Origin of the sequence: Inhella sp. (assembly GCF_027532025.1) — a bacterium.
In the GTDB taxonomy this organism is placed as follows: domain Bacteria; phylum Pseudomonadota; class Gammaproteobacteria; order Burkholderiales; family Burkholderiaceae_C; genus Inhella.
Genome location: NZ_JAPZSY010000014.1, coordinates 1 through 14,863, shown reverse-complemented (window position 1 = coordinate 14,863; position 14,863 = coordinate 1). Strand labels below are relative to the sequence as shown.

The window sequence follows — 14,863 nt, the reverse complement described above, 5'->3', positions numbered from 1 at the left end:
TCGGATTCCCCGCCTCACGTGCCCGACTCAAACGGCTCGCAGTTCGGCAGTGGCTCGCTCGATGTCAGCGAGCGTCACACTGCGGCGCTTACCAGCGCCAGCGCTTCCGTCGAAGGTGGCGTTCACGGCTGAGTTCATGACGCCGATGATGTCAGCCGGGCCTGCAGCCTGAATGCAGGCAGCGATGGCGTCCGCACCCAGCCCAGTTTCGAGTTGCAGCTTCGCTGCGTTCCGCTCGATGTGGTGCGCGATGAAGGCCACCAGCTCGTCGCCGCGGAACAGGTCGAGGAACAGCTTCTCGGAGAACCGACCGCTGCGCTTGGCCGCCGCGTCGATGGCGTCTGGGTTGTTCGTCGCGGCCACGAACACAACCTCGGGTACCGCGCCCATCGTGCCGTCGATGGCCTTGAGGATTTCGTTCGTGGCGGTGGCGTTGTAGGAGGCCGTCCGGTCCTTCAACAAGTCGTCCGCCTCGTCAATGAAGACGAACGCCGGCCGATGGGTGGTTGCCAGTTCGATCACCTTGGAAAAGCTGCGTGAGTCGGCCAGGATCTCGGCCGTGCGGACCTCGAACATGTGCCACTCGCCCAACTCGCGTGCCATGGCGCTGACGAGCTCGGTCTTGCCGGTGCCCGGGGGGCCATAGAGCAAGATGCCACGAGGCGGCGTGCCGCCCTGATCGGTGATCTCATCCCAATGGGCGAGTCGGGACACGATGGAGCCTGCTTGGCGCTTCACATCCGGCAGGAGGGCCAGATCGCTCAGCTTGCGGCCAGCCCTCGGCATGCTGCCAGCCCGTTTGCTGACGGCTCGGTCGGCCGCACGCACCATGGCGCTCGTTGCAGTCGCGCCAGGTGACGCTTGCATCTCGTCGCGCAGGCGCTTCACCACGTTCTCGATGAAGGCAGCGCTGCGGCGCTCCCATCGCTTGGCCGCTGCCTGGGCCACATCGGTTGGCAGGGCGACCTTGTGCTTGGCTGCCAGCGCAGTCAGGATGCCAAATCGGGCTTCCTCGTCCGGCCAGGGGATTTCGATGCGGAAGTCGAAACGCCCGTCCCGCACCACGGCCGCGTCCATGTTCTCCAAGAAGTTGGTGGCACCAACCAGCAGGACGCACTTCTTGCGCAGACGGTCGATCTGTTGCAAGAGGGTGTTCACACCCTTCTTGTCTTCCTGGTGGGAGCTATTGCTATCCCGGCGAGGCGCGACGGCGTCCATCTCGTCGATGAACAACACGCAAGGGGCAATCGCGATGGCCTCGTTCACCACTGCCGTGATCTTCTCGGCGGTCTCGTTCACCCACTTCGAACTGAGGTCTTGCGTCCCCACTCGCAGGAGAGGGAGTCGCAGTTCCCCGGCGATGGCCTCAGCCATCGTGGACTTGCCGTTGCCGGGTGGGCCGGTGAACAAGATGCCGTTCCGGTCGACGGGCTCAGGGCGGGGAGCCTTGGGGTTATCGCGAGACTGGTGCCAGACGCGGAACTTCGCAAGGACCGGCTCTAGGTCGGCCTTCAGAGCAGACATGCCGGCGATCGAACTCAGGTTGCGGGTCGGCATGGACACATCGAAAGCGGACGACGGACCTGCGCCCATGGCCGGCGTAGCAGTCTGGTGATCGGTGCCACCAGTGCTGTGCGGTGGCTGGGCCTGGTAGGGATGGCTGCCGGCGTGACCCTGGTGTTGGGAGCCGACGTTGTCTCCCTCCACGAAGCGCTTGACTCGTTCCAGGCTTTCGTTGCGGGCGCGAGGACGCTCGGCGAAGGTCGACCAACCCATGACGAAAGGCGCGCTGACTGCGACCACGGCCAGGGGGTAAAGCATCAGCAGCGTCCAAGGCCCGTAGATCAGAAACAGCGGGCAGTAGGTCAGCAGCCAGATGAAGCCAGCAGCGGCCGCGCCGAAGTACAGCAGCATCGTGACGACAGGGTAGAGCCGACGGACCAGCGAGACAGTGGCCAGGACCATCAACCCGATGCAGCCAGCAGCAAGCATGGCCACTTGGCGCACCGCCTCCTGATCCACGCCGATCAAGCCGCCCGGGCGGGGCTGAATGCGGTCGCCCAGCATCGCGGCCAAGCCCCAGCTCAGGAGTAGCAGGACTGCTGGGATCGAAAAGAGCGCCGTGCCCATGCGTGGGAACCGGCGACCGGGCCACCGAATGAGGTCGGCAGCCTGGAACATGACCCAGAAGAAGGGATAGAGAAGGAAACGCATTAGCGGCCTCGAATGATGCGGTTCTCGATCACGGGCACGGGGTCTTCCCCCAGCGCCGCTGCGGCATTGATCGCCTCGATGGCGGGGCGCCGAGCTTTCGCGTCGCCCTCGATAGACACCAGCACCGATACAGCCGGCTTGTCGACGTAGCCATCGCGCGGATGCCAGAGCACCCGAACCCCCTTGCAACCCGGATTCGCGCTACAGGCCTCCTTGAGCGCGCCGTAGCGCTCGTCACCAATCGCCCGCAACGGGGCAAGGTGTACGAGGTAGGTGGAGACGCCGATCACAACAAGGCTGGCGGCGCAAAGGGACATGGCCACCTTGTGGCCGAGAGGGGACTGAGTGGGGCGGGATTGCATAGGGGGCTGCTTGGTTATCTGTGATCAGGATACGCGGCAACGCCGCATGCGCAACTTCACCGCAACGGCCAGGCTGTAAGGACTGCAGGACAGAGATCGACTCCTGTCTTTCGCAAGGAGAGTCTCATGCCCCGTCTGGTTGTTGTGTTGTCCATGCTGCTGGCCCTTGGGGCGATGACCACGAGCGCGTCCGCAGCGCCGGTTGAGCCGTTCGAGCTTCGTGGCCCCACGCTCCGAGGCCCAAACTTTGACTTGAAGTCGCAGCAGGGCCGGGTGGTGATGGTGGTGTACTGGTCCACCGGCTGTGCGGTTTGCCTCGACAAGTTGCCGGAACTGCGCCGCAACCTGGCCGGTTGGGCGCATCAGCCCTTTGACTTGGTGATGGTGAGCCTGGACAAGTCGGAGGGCGATTGGCGGCGCTACGAGCAGTTGCTCGCCATCACCCAGCCCAAAGCAGCGCAGCGCGGCGTGACCCTGTGGGGGGGTTCCCCTGGTTTCAGCCACAGTCTGCACACCCGCCCCACCCAGCTGCCTCTGACCCTGGTGTTCGGGCCCGACGGCCGGGAGCACCTGCGTGTGGCAGGCCGCATCCCCCCTGAAGCATGGGACACGGTGGCGGAGTTGCTGCCATGAAGGGGCACCTGCGAGGCCGGATGGCGGCCCTGCTGATGGCGGGGATGATGCTGGGGTGCTCAACCCTGCCTGAGGGACCCACAACGACCGAGATTCGGCTTCCTTTGAGTCGCGCTTGGTTCAACGGCCAAACGGTCGAGTACATCGTGACCGATGTGTCAGACGCCGCCATGGCCTCGATGATGGGCGCGCATCACGCACCGCGCCTGCGCGCGGCCATCGGAGGCGTTGGAGGCCGCTCACTGGTGGATCGCGTCTACAAGTTCGCCGACGATGCGCAGATCAGCGTGTTCGAGTCGGCCCCGCTGCCCAGCAGCCCAGATCGTCAGGGGGTCCACTACAGCCCCTTGTGGCGAGTGGTGGAAGTCCGTTGGGTGCCCGGACACCCGCGCCGCGAGCTGCGCTCCGAAGAGGATGTGTTGGCCGCCCAGGATCGAGGCGAAGTGCGCCTAACCCCGCTGGACGTGGTGGTGAACTGTCCCGTCATTCGCAGCGTGGATGGCGTTGCCCTGCGGGGTGCGCGGCCCTGACAGACCGGCAGCGAGAGCTGCGGGCCATGCGGACCCAGCCGACCCCAACAGACGCACCAGCCTCGCCCATGAGGACAACCCTGCACCTCCACCGCTGGGTCAGCCTTGCGCCACGGCCACTTTCGGGGGAAAGGTGTTCACCCAAATCCGCTTCATCACCGTGCCGTACTGCTTCCACAAGCTGCCGGTGTTGTAGCGAAGGCCGTACTTGGCGCACAGCGCTTGGATCTGCGGCGCCACCTCGGCGTAGCGGTGGGCGGGCATGTCGGGAAACAGGTGGTGCTCGATCTGGTGGCTCAGGTGCCCCGTCAGCACGTGGAACCAGCGCGGGCCGGTGAGGTTGCTGGAACCGGACAGCTGGCGCAGGTACCAGTCGCCGCGGGTTTCGTTCTCGCAGTCTTCGGGGCGGTAGATGGCCACGCCCTCAGTGAAGTGGCCGCAGAAGATGACGAGGTAGGTCCAGAGGTTGCGCAGCAGGTTGGCCGCGGCGTTGCCGGCCAGCACGCGCAGCCAGCCGTGCCACGCCAGCAGCGGGAACAGCGCGTAGTCCTTGGCCCATTGCAGGCCGACCTTGCGGCGGAAACGCTTCCAGCGGTCCATGAACACGGGTTTGGGCAGGGCGCCGTGCTTGTAGCGGCCCAGCTCCAGGTCGTGCGAGCCCACGCCGTACTGGAAGCCCATGGCGAGCATGGCGTTGGCGATGGGCTGCAGCCAGTGGCGCGGCTTCCAGCGCTGCTCGGGTGTCATGCGCAGCAGGGAGTAGCCGAGGTCGCGGTCCTTGCCCAGGATGTTGGTGTACGTGTGGTGCACCACGTTGTGCGAGTGGCGCCAGCTGTCGCCGTCGCAGGCGATGTCCCACTCGTAAGTTTGGGAGTTCAGCGCCGGGTCGCCCGTCCAGTCGTACTGGCCGTGCATGACGTTGTGGCCGATCTCCATGTTGTCCAGGATCTTGGCGTGGGCCAAGGCCAGCACGCCGCCCAGCCAGCTGAGCGGCCCCACGCCGAAGTGCAGCAGCGCGCGGCCCGCCGCTTCGCTGGCGCGGCAGCGCCAAATGATGCGACGCAGGTGGTCGACATCGGCCTGACCGAGGTCGTTCATCACGCGCTCGCGGATGGCGTCGACCTCGGTTTGGAACTGCGCGACTTGTTCGCGGGTGAGGTGGGTGGGGGCGGCGAAGCTCATGGCGCTTCCTTCACAGGTCTAGAGTCAGGTCAGAACGCGCAGCGCTCACGCACAGGCGGATGAGTTCGTTCGGCTCGCTGCTGAGCGCGCCGGTTTGCAGGTTTTGCACCGTGCCGCTGCGCTTGACGCACTGGCAAGAGCGGCAGATGCCGATGCGGCAGCCGTGCTGGGGCGCGAGGCCCGCTTGCTCGGCCTGCAGCAACAGGGAGGAGGCGCCGGTGCTGGCAAAAGCACGGCCGCTGCGGGCGGCTTGCACGGCCACGGGCATGTCCAGCGGCTGGGGCGGCGTCCAGGCAGGGGTGAAGCGTTCGCGATGCAGCGGAGCGCGCGCACCGTGAGTGGCCCAATGCGCGCTGACGGCGTCCATGAACGCAGAAGGGCCGCACAGCCAGGTGGCGCGACCAGCCCAATCGGGCACGGCGCGAGCCAAGTCGGCCGGCGTCCAGCGGCCGGTGCTGGCGCTGACGTGCAGGTGCACGCGCAGACCCGGCAGCTCGGGGCAGCGGGCAGCCAACGCGCGCAGCTCATCGCCAAAGATCAGGTCTTGCGGGGTGCGGCACACGTGCACGAAGGCAATGGCGCCGTCGTGCCCGCGCCGGCGCAGCTCGCGCAGCAAGGCCATGACGGGGGTGATGCCACTGCCCGCGCTGAGCAAGGTGAGACGCGTGGGCAGCACGGCGGGCAGCACGAAGTCGCCCTCGGCCGCACCCAGGGCGACGACGTCGCCCACGCGCAGGGTGTCGTGCAGGTGGTTGGACACCAAGCCGCCGGGCTGGCGCTTAACGGTGATGGCCAGGGGCCCATCACCCGGGGCGGACGACAGGCTGTAGGGGCGCTGCACGCGCCGGCCGTCGCGCACGGTGCGCACGGTCACATGCTGGCCCGCTTGATGGCCGCGCCACAGGGCGTTGGGTTGCAGCAGCCAGGTGCGGGTGTCGGGGGTTTCGTCGCGCACGGCCAGCACGCGGGCCCGCACTTCGGTGAGCGAGGCTGTGGGGCGCACGTGTTGCATCACGTCCTCCACGGTGCTGAGCCGAACCACGTTGTCCACCAGGGGGTGACGGAGCAGGCGCACCAGGGGCCGGGCGATTCGCTCGGCCGAGGTGGGGTGGGAGGCGGCAAGGCTGGACATGAGAAACCTTTGGGGCGCCGCCAAAGTGGGCGACGTCCGCATTGTGTACATTTGTCCACCGAAATGGCGCGGCAATCCTTCTCTTTAGAGGACGGCATCCAAGAACGGTCGTCAAACCAAAACGACAACCGTCAACCTGCCGCAGGCAAAATGTCGGCATGACCGACACCAGCTCTCGCAAGGACAGCCTGTCGCGCGCCGAGCGCAAGGACCTGACACGCCAGGCGCTGATGCAAGCAGCGCTGACGCTGATCGACGAAGGACGCAGCTTCACCAGCTTGGCGCTGCGCGAGATCGTGCGCGAGGCCGGCGTGGCGCCCAACGCCTTCTACCGGCACTTCCGCAACACCGACGAGCTGGGCCTGGCCCTGGTGGAGGAGGTGGGGATCACCCTGAGGCGCCTGCTGCGCGAGGCACGAACCATGGGCACCGCACAAGGCTCGGTGGTGCGGCGATCGGTGCAGGTCTACCACGACTATGTGAAGGCCAACCGACCGATGTTCCGCTTCATCTCGAGCGAGCGCGCGGGCGGCAGCCGTCTGCTGCGCCTGGCCATCCGCAACGAGGTGGTGCACTTCACCCACGAAATGGCGCAGGACTTCCGCCACCTGGGCGCCTACCCCGACATGCCCACGCCCAGCCTGCAGATGGTGTGCGGCTTGGTGGTCACCACGATGCTGGCCGCCGCGCCCGAGATGCTGGACCTGCCCCCCCAGCAACCCTTGCTGGAGGCCGAAATGACGGAAACCTTCGTGAGGCAGTTGCGGGTGGTGCTGCTGGGGGCGGCGACATGGCGAGAGCCGGGTCGCTGAAGCCATATTCCGCATCTGAATATAAAGAGAACGAATACTTCGTTGCTGGAATAACTACCGCCTCGTAGAGTCGCGCCCGCCATGAAAATCCGCGACCTCGACCTCAGCGACAACCCGGTGAACGCCGAACACGCGGCCCTGGGCCTGCCGCCCCTGGAAAACGCGGTGACCCACGCCCACGACCCGCACCACCCTGTGCTGCGCTTTGCCATGTGGTCGGTGGTGTTCCTGCTGATGGCGCTGACCATCGCCTTGGCGACACGACTGTTCACCCAACCCGGTGCGGGGCACAGCGGCTTCGAGCTGATCGTTCAAGCCCTGCAAAGCCGCGAGTTTTGGTTGGCCGCCGCCGTGGGCCTGTTGGCCCAGACGGTCGACGGGGCGCTGGGCATGGCCTACGGCATCACCAGCACCAGCTTCCTGCTGGCCACGGGCACCAGCCCGGCGGTGGCCAGTGCTTCGGTGCACATTGCCGAGGTGTTCACCACCGGTGTGTCGGGCATCTCGCACATCAAGCTGGGCAACGTGAACAAGCGCCTGTTCTTGCGCCTGTTGGTGCCCGGGATGATCGGTGCGGCCGCGGGCGCCTGGGTGGTGTCCAGCGTGGATGGCAACCTGATCAAGCCCTTCATCGCCGGCTACCTGATGCTGATGGGGCTCTATGTCATCAGCAAGATCTTTCGCAAGATCAAGCCGCGCCGCGAGGAGCCCAAGCACGTGGCCAAGCTGGGTCTGTTCGGCGGCTTTGTCGACGCGGTCGGCGGTGGCGGCTGGGGCCCGGTGGTGACCACCACCTTGGTGGGTACCGGCAACGACCCGCGTATGACCATCGGCTCGGTGAACCTGGCCGAGTTCTTCCTGACCTTCATCAGCGCCGGCGTGTTCGCCGTGCTCGTGGGCGAAAGCCCCTGGACGACGGTGGCCGGCCTGGTGGTCGGCGGCCTGTTCGCTGCCCCTTTTGCCGCCCTACTTACTAGCAAGCTGCACACCAAGGCCCTGTTGGCGTTGGTGGGCACCGTCATCGTGTTGATCAGCGCCTTCAACCTCTGGAAGGCCCTGGCCTGAAGCTTATGTACCGTTACACCGACTTCGACCGTCAGTTCGTCCACCAACGTGCCGCACAGTACCGCGACCAGCTCGAGCGCCACCTGCGCGGCGAGCTGAGCACCGACGACTTCCGCCCGCTGCGCCTGCAAAACGGCTGGTACGTGCAGCGCCACGCACCCATGCTGCGCGTGGCCATTCCCTACGGCGAGCTGAGCAGCCGCCAGCTGCGCCAACTGGCCAAGATCGCCCGCGAGTACGACGTGGTGAGCAGCGGCCCCTTCGCCGGTCAGGGCGGCTACGGCCACTTCACCACGCGCCAAAACCTGCAGTACAACTGGATCCCGCTGGACAAGAGCGCCGACGTGATGGACCTGCTGGCCGCCGTGGACATGCACGGCATCCAGACCAGCGGCAACTGCATCCGCAACATCACCAGCGACGCGTTCGTGGGCATCGCGCCCGACGAGATCGAGGACGCGCGGCCGTATTGCGAAATCCTGCGCCAGTGGTCCACGCTCCACCCCGAGTTCGCCCACCTGCCGCGCAAGTTCAAGATCGCCGTGAGCGGCGCCGCCGAAGACCGCGCTGCCATCCTGTGGCACGACATCGGCTTGCAGCTGAAGAAGAACGCCGCCGGCGAGGTGGGCTTCCAGGTCTTCGTGGGCGGCGGCATGGGGCGCACGCCCATCATTGCCACCGAGATCAACGCCTTCGTGCCCTGGCAGCAGATCCTGGTCTTCATCGAAGCCATCGTCCGCGTCTACAACCTGGCCGGCCGCCGCGACAACCTCTACAAGGCCCGCATCAAGATCTTGGTGAAGGCCGAAGGGCAAAAGTTTGTCGACGCCGTGAACGCCGAGTTCGCCGCCATCTTGGCGGATGACGCCGGTGGCCACGAGCACCTGATCCCCGAGGCCGAACTGGCCCGCGTGAAGGCCGGCTTTGTCGACCCGGAAGGGCTGCAAGCCGCGCCCGCCATCGACGTGGCCGCACTGAACGCCGAGCCCGCCTACCAGCGCTGGCTGCAGCGCAACGTGCACGGCCACCGCGTCAGCGGCCACCGCGCCGTGACCCTGAGCCTCAAGCGCGTGGGCATCCCACCGGGCGACACCACGGCCGACGTGATGGACACCGCCGCCGCGCTGGCCGACCGCTTCAGCCACGGCGAGCTGCGCGTGAGCCACCGCCAAAACCTCGTGCTGCCCTGGGTGAAAGAGGCCGACCTGCCGGAGCTGTTCCAGGCCGCGCGCGCCGCCGGCTTCGCCACGCCCAACGCCGGCCGCCTGACCGACCAGATCGCCTGCCCCGGGGGCGACTACTGCGCGCTGGCCAACGCCCGCTCGCTGCCCATCGCCGCCGACATCGCCGAGCGCTACCAAGACCTCGACGAGCTGGAAGACCTGGGCGACATCGACCTGCACATCAGCGGCTGCATCAATTCCTGCGGCCACCACCACAGCGGCCACATCGGCGTGCTGGGCGTCGACAAGGACGGCACCGAGTGGTACCAGCTGACCCTGGGCGGCAGCGACGGCTCCACCCTGAGCGGCCCGGCCGTGGCCGGCAAGGTCATCGGCCCGAGCTTCGCGGCCGACGAGATCGCCGACGCCATCGAGGCCGTGCTCGACACCTACAAGGCCCAGCGCCTGAGTGGCGAGCGCTTCGTCGACGCCGTCAAACGCCTCGGCCTGGACCCCTTCAAGGCCGCCGCCAACGCCGTGCGCGTGGCCACCGCGCGAGCGTGATCGGAATTGCCATGAAGTACATCGACCTGCACCACGACCTTTGGCAGCACGCGGTGGGCGAAGACGGCCCCAAGCCCGACCCCGATCCCGCGCCGAATCGCCTGCTGAGCCTGGAGCAATGGCACGCCGTGCGCAGCCACTGGCCGGCGGACCTGCCCGTGGCCATCGAGTTCCCCAACGACGCCGACATCGCGCAGCTGGCCCCCGACCTGGACCGCATCGCCCTGGTGGTGCTGGACTTCCCCAAGTGGACCGACGGCCGCGCCTACAGCCAGGCTCGATTGCTTCGCGCCCGCTACCGCTTTGCCGGCGCCATCCGCGCCAGCGGCCAGGTGCTGGTGGACATGATGCAGCTGCTGCACCGCACCGGTTTCAGCGAGGTGCAACTGCGCGGCGACCAAAGCCAAGCCGCGGCCGAGCGCGCGCTGGCCTTCTTCCCGCAAGGCTTCTACCAAGGCGACGTGCACGCCACAGCGCCGGTGTTCGCCCGATGAGCAGCAGCGCCCTGCCTTGGGCCGCCCCGGCCTCCGCGACCGCGGGCAATGCCATCGCGTTGTACGCGCGCTGGAGCCCGGCGCTGGACGCCAAGATCGAGGCCGCCGTGCAGCGCCTGCGCGAGGCCAGCATCGCCCACGGCCAGGGTCTGGTGCAAAGCAGCAGCCTGGGCGTGGAAGACATGGTCGTCACCGACCTGATCGCCCGCCACCAGCTGCCCATCGACATCGCCACGCTGGACACCGGCAAGCTGCACCCGGAAACCCTGGGCCTGTTGCCGCGCATCCAGGCCCAGTACGGGCGGGACGTGACCGTGTTCCAGCCCCAACAAGAGCAAGTCATTGCCTTTGTGAAGCGCGAGGGCGAGGACGCCATGTTCAAGTCCATCGAGCTGCGCAAGGCCTGCTGCGGCGTGCGCAAGCTCGAGCCCCTGGGCCGCATGTTGGCCGGCCGCAGCGCCTGGATCACCGGCCTGCGCCGCGAGCAATCGGGCGCCCGCGCCGAGGTGGCGTTTGACGAGGACGACGGCATGACGCCCAACATGAGCCGCCGGAAAATCAGCCCCATCGCCGACTGGACCTGGGCCGAAGTCTGGGCCTACGTCGAGCGATTTGCCGTGCCCACCAACCCGCTGCACGACCAGTTCATGCCCAGCATCGGCTGCGCGCCTTGCACCCGCGCCATTGCCGTGGGCGAGGACTTCCGCGCTGGGCGTTGGTGGTGGGAAGACTCCACGAAAGAGTGCGGTCTGCACGCGAAATCATGAATGCTGCTGTGAAGCCTGAAAACCTCATTCCCGACGTCGACCACGCGCACCTCGATGCGCTGGAAGAAGAAGCCATCTTCATCTTGCGCGAGGTGGCCGCCAGCTTCGAGCGCCCCGCCCTGCTGTTCAGCGGCGGCAAGGACAGCTGCGTCGTCCTGCGCCTCGCCGAGAAGGCCTTCAAGCTGAAGGACGCCAGCCACCCCAGCGGCTTCCGCGGGCAGCTGCCCTTCCCGCTGGTGCACATCGACACGGGTCACAACTTCCCCGAGGTCATCGCCTTCCGCGACGAGCGCGTGGCCACCATGCAAGAGCGCCTGGTGGTCGGCCACCTGGAAGACAGCATGGCCAAGGGCACCATCCGCCTGGCCCACCCGCTGGAAAGCCGCAACGGCCACCAGACGGTGACGCTGCTGGAGACCATCGAAGAGCACAAGTTCGACGCCCTCATCGGCGGCGCCCGCCGCGACGAAGAGAAGGCCCGCGCCAAGGAACGCATCTTCAGCCACCGCGACAGCTTCGGCCAATGGCAGCCCAAGGAGCAGCGCCCCGAACTGTGGACCCTGTTCAACACCCGCATCCGCCCGGGCGAGCACTTCCGCTGCTTCCCCATCAGCAACTGGACCGAGCTGGACGTGTGGCTGTACATCGCCCGTGAAAGCATCCCGCTGCCGCCCATGTACTACGCGCACCAGCGCCAAGTGATGCGGCGCAAGGGCCTGCTGGTGCCGCTGACCGAGGTGACGCCGCCGCAAGACGGTGAAACGGTGGAGACGGTGGAGGTGCGCTTCCGCACCGTGGGCGACATGACCTGCACCTGCCCCGTGGAAAGCCCGGCCCGCAACGCCACCGAGGTGGTGGCCGAAACGCTGACCGTGACCGTCAGCGAGCGCGGGGCCACGCGCATGGACGACCGCACCAGCGAAGCCTCGATGGAAAAGCGCAAGAAAGAGGGTTATTTCTAACGCCTTCCCGGCCGCCTTCCCACCACCGTTCGGGCTGAGGTATCGAAGCCCCCGCGCTCACCCCGCGGCCCTTCGATACCTCAGGGCGAACGGGCACCGAGACCCATCCCACCCATGCAAGCCCTTCGCTTCCTCACCGCTGGCTCCGTCGACGACGGCAAAAGCACCCTCATCGGCCGGCTGCTGTTCGACAGCCAGGCCATCCTGGCCGACCAACTCGACGTGCTGGCCCGCCGCGCCGTCGGCAAGCCCCTGGACCTGAGCCTGCTGACCGACGGTCTCGAGGCCGAGCGCGAGCAAGGCATCACCATCGACGTGGCCTACCGCTACTTCGCCACCAAAACGCGCAAGTTCATCATTGCCGACGCCCCCGGCCACGAGCAGTACACGCGCAACATGGTGACGGCCGCCGCGGGCAGTGACGCCGCCGTGGTGCTGGTGGACGTGACCAAGCTCGACCTGAGCCAGCCCGAGGTGGCCCTGCTGCCGCAAACCCGCCGCCACAGCCTGCTGGCGCAGCTGCTGCGCGTGCCCAGCATCGTGTTCGCCGTGAACAAGATCGACGCGCTGGCCGAGCCGGGTCCCGGCTTCGCCAAGGTCAAGGCCGCTCTGGAGGCCTTCGCCCAGGCGGCCGGCCTGAACGTGGCCGCCACCGTGCCGGTGAGCGCGCTGCGCGGCGACAACGTCACCCAGCCGCTCGACGCCCCCTGGTGGGACGGCCCCTCGCTGCTGCAGGTGCTGGAAGGCCTGCCCACCACGCAAGAGCGCACCGACGCCCCCTTGAGCCTGCCCGTGCAGTTCGTGCAGAAGGACGCTTACCAGACCGAAGGCGCCGGCTTCCAGCCGCGCGTGTTGTGGGGCCGCATCGCCCACGGCGGCGTGAAGGTGGGCGACGAAATCGAGGTGTTGCCCAGCCGCCAACGCGCCATCGTGGCCGCCTTGCGCCGTGCCGGCGACGAGGTCGGCGACGCCAAGGCTGGCGAGTCGGCCGGCCTGATCCTCGACCGCCAGCTGGACGTGAGCCGCGGTGACTGGATCGTCACCCCCGAGACGGCCGACTCCCGCACGCACTTCCCGGCCACCTTGGCCTGGCTGGACACGGAACCCGCCAAGCCCGGCCGCAAGTACTGGGTGCGCCACGGCAACCGCTGGGTGCAGGCCCGCATCAGCAGCATCGACTCGGTGCTCGACATCCACACCCTGCAGCCGCAGGACGCGCACGAACTGCCCGTGAACGCCATCGGCCGCGTGCAGATGGAGGTGCAGCACGCCCTGCCCGTGGAGCCCTTCGCCGACAACCGCGTGGGCGGCGCGCTGATCGTGGTCGACCCGGCCAGCCACCGCACCAGCGGTGCGTTGCTGGTCGACGCCATCCCCGCCCCGGCCGAGGACGACGCGTGGTGAGCGTGCGGGTCAGCTTCGTCAGCGCCGGTCCCGGCGCCGCCGACCTCATCACCCTGCGTGGCGTGCAACGCCTGAGCCAAGCCGCGGTCGTGCTGTTTGACGCGCTGACCGACCCGGCCCTGCGGGCCTTCGCCCCCCAGGCCACCTGGGTGGACGTGGGCAAGCGCGGCTTCGACCACGCCGCCAAGCAAAGTGACATCAACGCCCTGCTGGTGCAGTACGCCCAAACCGCCACCGGCTTGGTGGTGCGCCTCAAGGGTGGCGACGCTTCGGTGTTCGGACGTCTCGAAGAAGAACTCGAAGCGCTGGCGCAGGCCGGCATCGCCAGCGAGGTGGTGCCGGGCGTGACCGCCGCCTCGGCTGCCGCGGCCGAAACCCAACGCCCTCTGACACGCCGTGGCAGCGGCCGCACCGTGGCCCTGACCACGGCCATGACCCGCGAGGGCGACCTGCATGCCGGTAAGACTGCCGACACCGAGGTCTTCTACATGGCCGGCCGCCAACTGCCCGCCCTGCGCCGCCGTCTGCTGGCAGCCGGCTGGCCCGCCGAAACCCCCGCCCTGGTGGTGAGCCGCGCTGGCTGTGCCGATGCCCTGCACAGCAGCCATGCACTGGCCGATTTGGCCGATGCCCAAGCACTGCACGCCGGTCGGCCGACCGTCGTCACCGTGGGCGTGGGCGCCCAAGAAGTCGGCGCCGTTGTGGCAAAGCCGGTACACGCCGGCTGCGGCTTCCCAACCCCTCCCCAGGAAAACCCCCGCCCCCACCTAAAATCGCGCGCTTTGCCTTTTCCGGCGTCAACCCTCGCGCGAGCCTTGCCACCATGACCCACGTCGTTACCGAAGCCTGCATCCGCTGCAAGTACACCGATTGCGTCGACGTCTGCCCTGTCGATTGCTTCCGCGAAGGCCCGAACTTCCTGACCATCGACCCGGACGAGTGCATCGACTGCGCGGTCTGCATCCCCGAGTGCCCGGTCAACGCCATCGTGCCGGAAGAGGACGTGCCCGGTGATCAGCAGCACATGATCAAGCTGAACGCCGACCTGGCCAAGAAGTGGCCCTCGATCACCAAGCGCAAGGCCCCGCTGCCCGACGCCGACGACTGGAAAGACAAGACGGGCAAGCTGCCCGAGCTGATCAAGTAAATGACCCAGAACCAAACCCCCGCAGGCGTCATCGAGACCGACGCCGTCATCGTTGGCGCCGGCCCCGTGGGCCTGTTCCAGGTCTTTGAGCTCGGCCTGCTCGAGATCAAGGCCCACATCATCGACAGCCTGGCCTACCCCGGTGGCCAGTGCATCGAGCTGTACCCCGACAAGCCGATTTACGACATCCCGGCACTGCCGGTGGTCACCGGCAAAGAGCTGACCGACAACCTGCTCAAGCAGATCGAGCCCTTCGGCGCGACCTTCCACCTGGGCCAGGAAGTCACCACCGTCGAGAAGCAAGACGACGGCCGCTTCTTCGTCGCCACCAGCAAGGGCACGCAGTTCCTGACCAAGACCATCTTCATCGCCGGCGGCGTGGGCTCGTTCCAACCGCGCACGCTCAAGGTCGACGGCATCGACAAGTTTGAG

The 14,863-nt window shown here is 67.4% G+C and carries 16 protein-coding genes; 12 read left to right on the top strand and 4 right to left on the bottom strand.

Annotated elements, in window-relative coordinates; translation table 11 throughout:
- Window positions 1-27: 27 nt before the first annotated feature.
- Together O9335_RS03115 and O9335_RS03110 are read right to left on the bottom strand one after the other, a co-directional pair.
- Window positions 28-2,067, bottom strand: a complete 2,040-nt coding sequence (locus O9335_RS03115; RefSeq protein WP_298383541.1) for an ATP-binding protein — start codon at window positions 2,065-2,067, stop codon at window positions 28-30.
- 146 nt (window positions 2,068-2,213) lie between these two features.
- Window positions 2,214-2,531, bottom strand: coding sequence for a hypothetical protein (locus tag O9335_RS03110; protein WP_298383416.1), 318 nt, complete (start codon window positions 2,529-2,531; stop codon window positions 2,214-2,216).
- Between the two features lie 171 nt (window positions 2,532-2,702).
- Between O9335_RS03110 and O9335_RS03105 the strand changes: the two genes are divergently transcribed.
- Both O9335_RS03105 and O9335_RS03100 read left to right on the top strand, forming a co-directional pair.
- Window positions 2,703-3,209, top strand: a complete 507-nt coding sequence (locus O9335_RS03105; RefSeq protein WP_298383413.1) for a TlpA disulfide reductase family protein — start codon at window positions 2,703-2,705, stop codon at window positions 3,207-3,209.
- On the top strand, window positions 3,206-3,739 hold the full coding sequence (locus tag O9335_RS03100; protein ID WP_298383410.1) for a hypothetical protein: 534 nt from the start codon (window positions 3,206-3,208) through the stop codon (window positions 3,737-3,739). Before O9335_RS03105 ends, O9335_RS03100 begins: the two co-directional genes overlap by 4 nt.
- A gap of 99 nt (window positions 3,740-3,838) precedes the next feature.
- Here the strand turns inward: O9335_RS03100 and O9335_RS03095 are convergent, their stop codons facing one another.
- The gene (locus tag O9335_RS03095; protein ID WP_298383407.1) at window positions 3,839-4,921 is read right to left on the bottom strand and encodes an acyl-CoA desaturase; all 1,083 of its coding nucleotides are present in this window, start codon (window positions 4,919-4,921) and stop codon (window positions 3,839-3,841) included.
- A gap of 10 nt (window positions 4,922-4,931) precedes the next feature.
- On the bottom strand, window positions 4,932-6,053 hold the full coding sequence (locus tag O9335_RS03090; protein WP_298383404.1) for a ferredoxin reductase: 1,122 nt from the start codon (window positions 6,051-6,053) through the stop codon (window positions 4,932-4,934).
- A 158-nt stretch (window positions 6,054-6,211) separates the two neighbouring features.
- Here O9335_RS03090 and fabR point away from each other — a divergent pair, with 158 nt between their 5' ends.
- The 10 genes from fabR to O9335_RS03040 form a co-directional block, all read left to right on the top strand.
- A complete protein-coding gene (fabR, locus tag O9335_RS03085) occupies window positions 6,212-6,865 on the top strand; it encodes an HTH-type transcriptional repressor FabR (RefSeq protein WP_298383401.1) in 654 nt (217 codons plus the stop codon).
- A gap of 81 nt (window positions 6,866-6,946) precedes the next feature.
- On the top strand, window positions 6,947-7,930 hold the full coding sequence (locus O9335_RS03080) for a sulfite exporter TauE/SafE family protein (RefSeq protein ID WP_298383398.1): 984 nt from the start codon (window positions 6,947-6,949) through the stop codon (window positions 7,928-7,930).
- Window positions 7,931-7,935: 5 nt separating this feature from the next.
- Window positions 7,936-9,657, top strand: coding sequence for a nitrite/sulfite reductase (locus O9335_RS03075; RefSeq protein WP_298383395.1), 1,722 nt, complete (start codon window positions 7,936-7,938; stop codon window positions 9,655-9,657).
- Between the two features lie 11 nt (window positions 9,658-9,668).
- The gene (locus tag O9335_RS03070; protein WP_298383392.1) at window positions 9,669-10,151 is read left to right on the top strand and encodes a DUF934 domain-containing protein; all 483 of its coding nucleotides are present in this window, start codon (window positions 9,669-9,671) and stop codon (window positions 10,149-10,151) included.
- On the top strand, window positions 10,148-10,918 hold the full coding sequence (locus tag O9335_RS03065) for a phosphoadenylyl-sulfate reductase (RefSeq protein ID WP_298383389.1): 771 nt from the start codon (window positions 10,148-10,150) through the stop codon (window positions 10,916-10,918). Before O9335_RS03070 ends, O9335_RS03065 begins: the two co-directional genes overlap by 4 nt.
- Window positions 10,915-11,880: a sulfate adenylyltransferase subunit CysD gene (gene cysD, locus O9335_RS03060; protein ID WP_298383386.1), complete on the top strand. Its 966-nt coding sequence runs from the start codon at window positions 10,915-10,917 to the stop codon at window positions 11,878-11,880. Before O9335_RS03065 ends, cysD begins: the two co-directional genes overlap by 4 nt.
- 114 nt (window positions 11,881-11,994) lie before the next feature.
- Window positions 11,995-13,284 (top strand): GTP-binding protein, encoded by a 1,290-nt coding sequence (locus O9335_RS03055; protein ID WP_298383380.1) that lies wholly within the window; start codon window positions 11,995-11,997, stop codon window positions 13,282-13,284.
- A complete protein-coding gene (cobA, locus tag O9335_RS03050; protein WP_298383377.1) occupies window positions 13,281-14,111 on the top strand; it encodes a uroporphyrinogen-III C-methyltransferase in 831 nt (276 codons plus the stop codon). Before O9335_RS03055 ends, cobA begins: the two co-directional genes overlap by 4 nt.
- Window positions 14,108-14,431: a ferredoxin FdxA gene (fdxA, locus tag O9335_RS03045; RefSeq protein WP_127681772.1), complete on the top strand. Its 324-nt coding sequence runs from the start codon at window positions 14,108-14,110 to the stop codon at window positions 14,429-14,431. Before cobA ends, fdxA begins: the two co-directional genes overlap by 4 nt.
- On the top strand, window positions 14,432-14,863 hold a 432-nt coding region (locus O9335_RS03040; protein ID WP_367185396.1), incomplete at its 3' end, for an NAD(P)/FAD-dependent oxidoreductase.

What these genes read in the sequence shown, in the direction of transcription:
- O9335_RS03115 (WP_298383541.1), bottom strand. Translation starts at nt 2,067, where the DNA reads ATGCTGGGCGACCGCATTCAGCCCCGCCCGGGCGGCTTGATCGGCGTG.
- O9335_RS03110 (WP_298383416.1), bottom strand. Translation starts at nt 2,531, where the DNA reads ATGTCCCTTTGCGCCGCCAGCCTTGTTGTGATCGGCGTCTCCACCTAC.
- O9335_RS03105 (WP_298383413.1), top strand. Translation starts at nt 2,703, where the DNA reads ATGCCCCGTCTGGTTGTTGTGTTGTCCATGCTGCTGGCCCTTGGGGCG.
- O9335_RS03100 (WP_298383410.1), top strand. Translation starts at nt 3,206, where the DNA reads ATGAAGGGGCACCTGCGAGGCCGGATGGCGGCCCTGCTGATGGCGGGG.
- O9335_RS03095 (WP_298383407.1), bottom strand. Translation starts at nt 4,921, where the DNA reads ATGAGCTTCGCCGCCCCCACCCACCTCACCCGCGAACAAGTCGCGCAG.
- O9335_RS03090 (WP_298383404.1), bottom strand. Translation starts at nt 6,053, where the DNA reads ATGTCCAGCCTTGCCGCCTCCCACCCCACCTCGGCCGAGCGAATCGCC.
- fabR (WP_298383401.1), top strand. Translation starts at nt 6,212, where the DNA reads ATGACCGACACCAGCTCTCGCAAGGACAGCCTGTCGCGCGCCGAGCGC.
- O9335_RS03080 (WP_298383398.1), top strand. Translation starts at nt 6,947, where the DNA reads ATGAAAATCCGCGACCTCGACCTCAGCGACAACCCGGTGAACGCCGAA.
- O9335_RS03075 (WP_298383395.1), top strand. Translation starts at nt 7,936, where the DNA reads ATGTACCGTTACACCGACTTCGACCGTCAGTTCGTCCACCAACGTGCC.
- O9335_RS03070 (WP_298383392.1), top strand. Translation starts at nt 9,669, where the DNA reads ATGAAGTACATCGACCTGCACCACGACCTTTGGCAGCACGCGGTGGGC.
- O9335_RS03065 (WP_298383389.1), top strand. Translation starts at nt 10,148, where the DNA reads ATGAGCAGCAGCGCCCTGCCTTGGGCCGCCCCGGCCTCCGCGACCGCG.
- cysD (WP_298383386.1), top strand. Translation starts at nt 10,915, where the DNA reads ATGAATGCTGCTGTGAAGCCTGAAAACCTCATTCCCGACGTCGACCAC.
- O9335_RS03055 (WP_298383380.1), top strand. Translation starts at nt 11,995, where the DNA reads ATGCAAGCCCTTCGCTTCCTCACCGCTGGCTCCGTCGACGACGGCAAA.
- fdxA (WP_127681772.1), top strand. Translation starts at nt 14,108, where the DNA reads ATGACCCACGTCGTTACCGAAGCCTGCATCCGCTGCAAGTACACCGAT.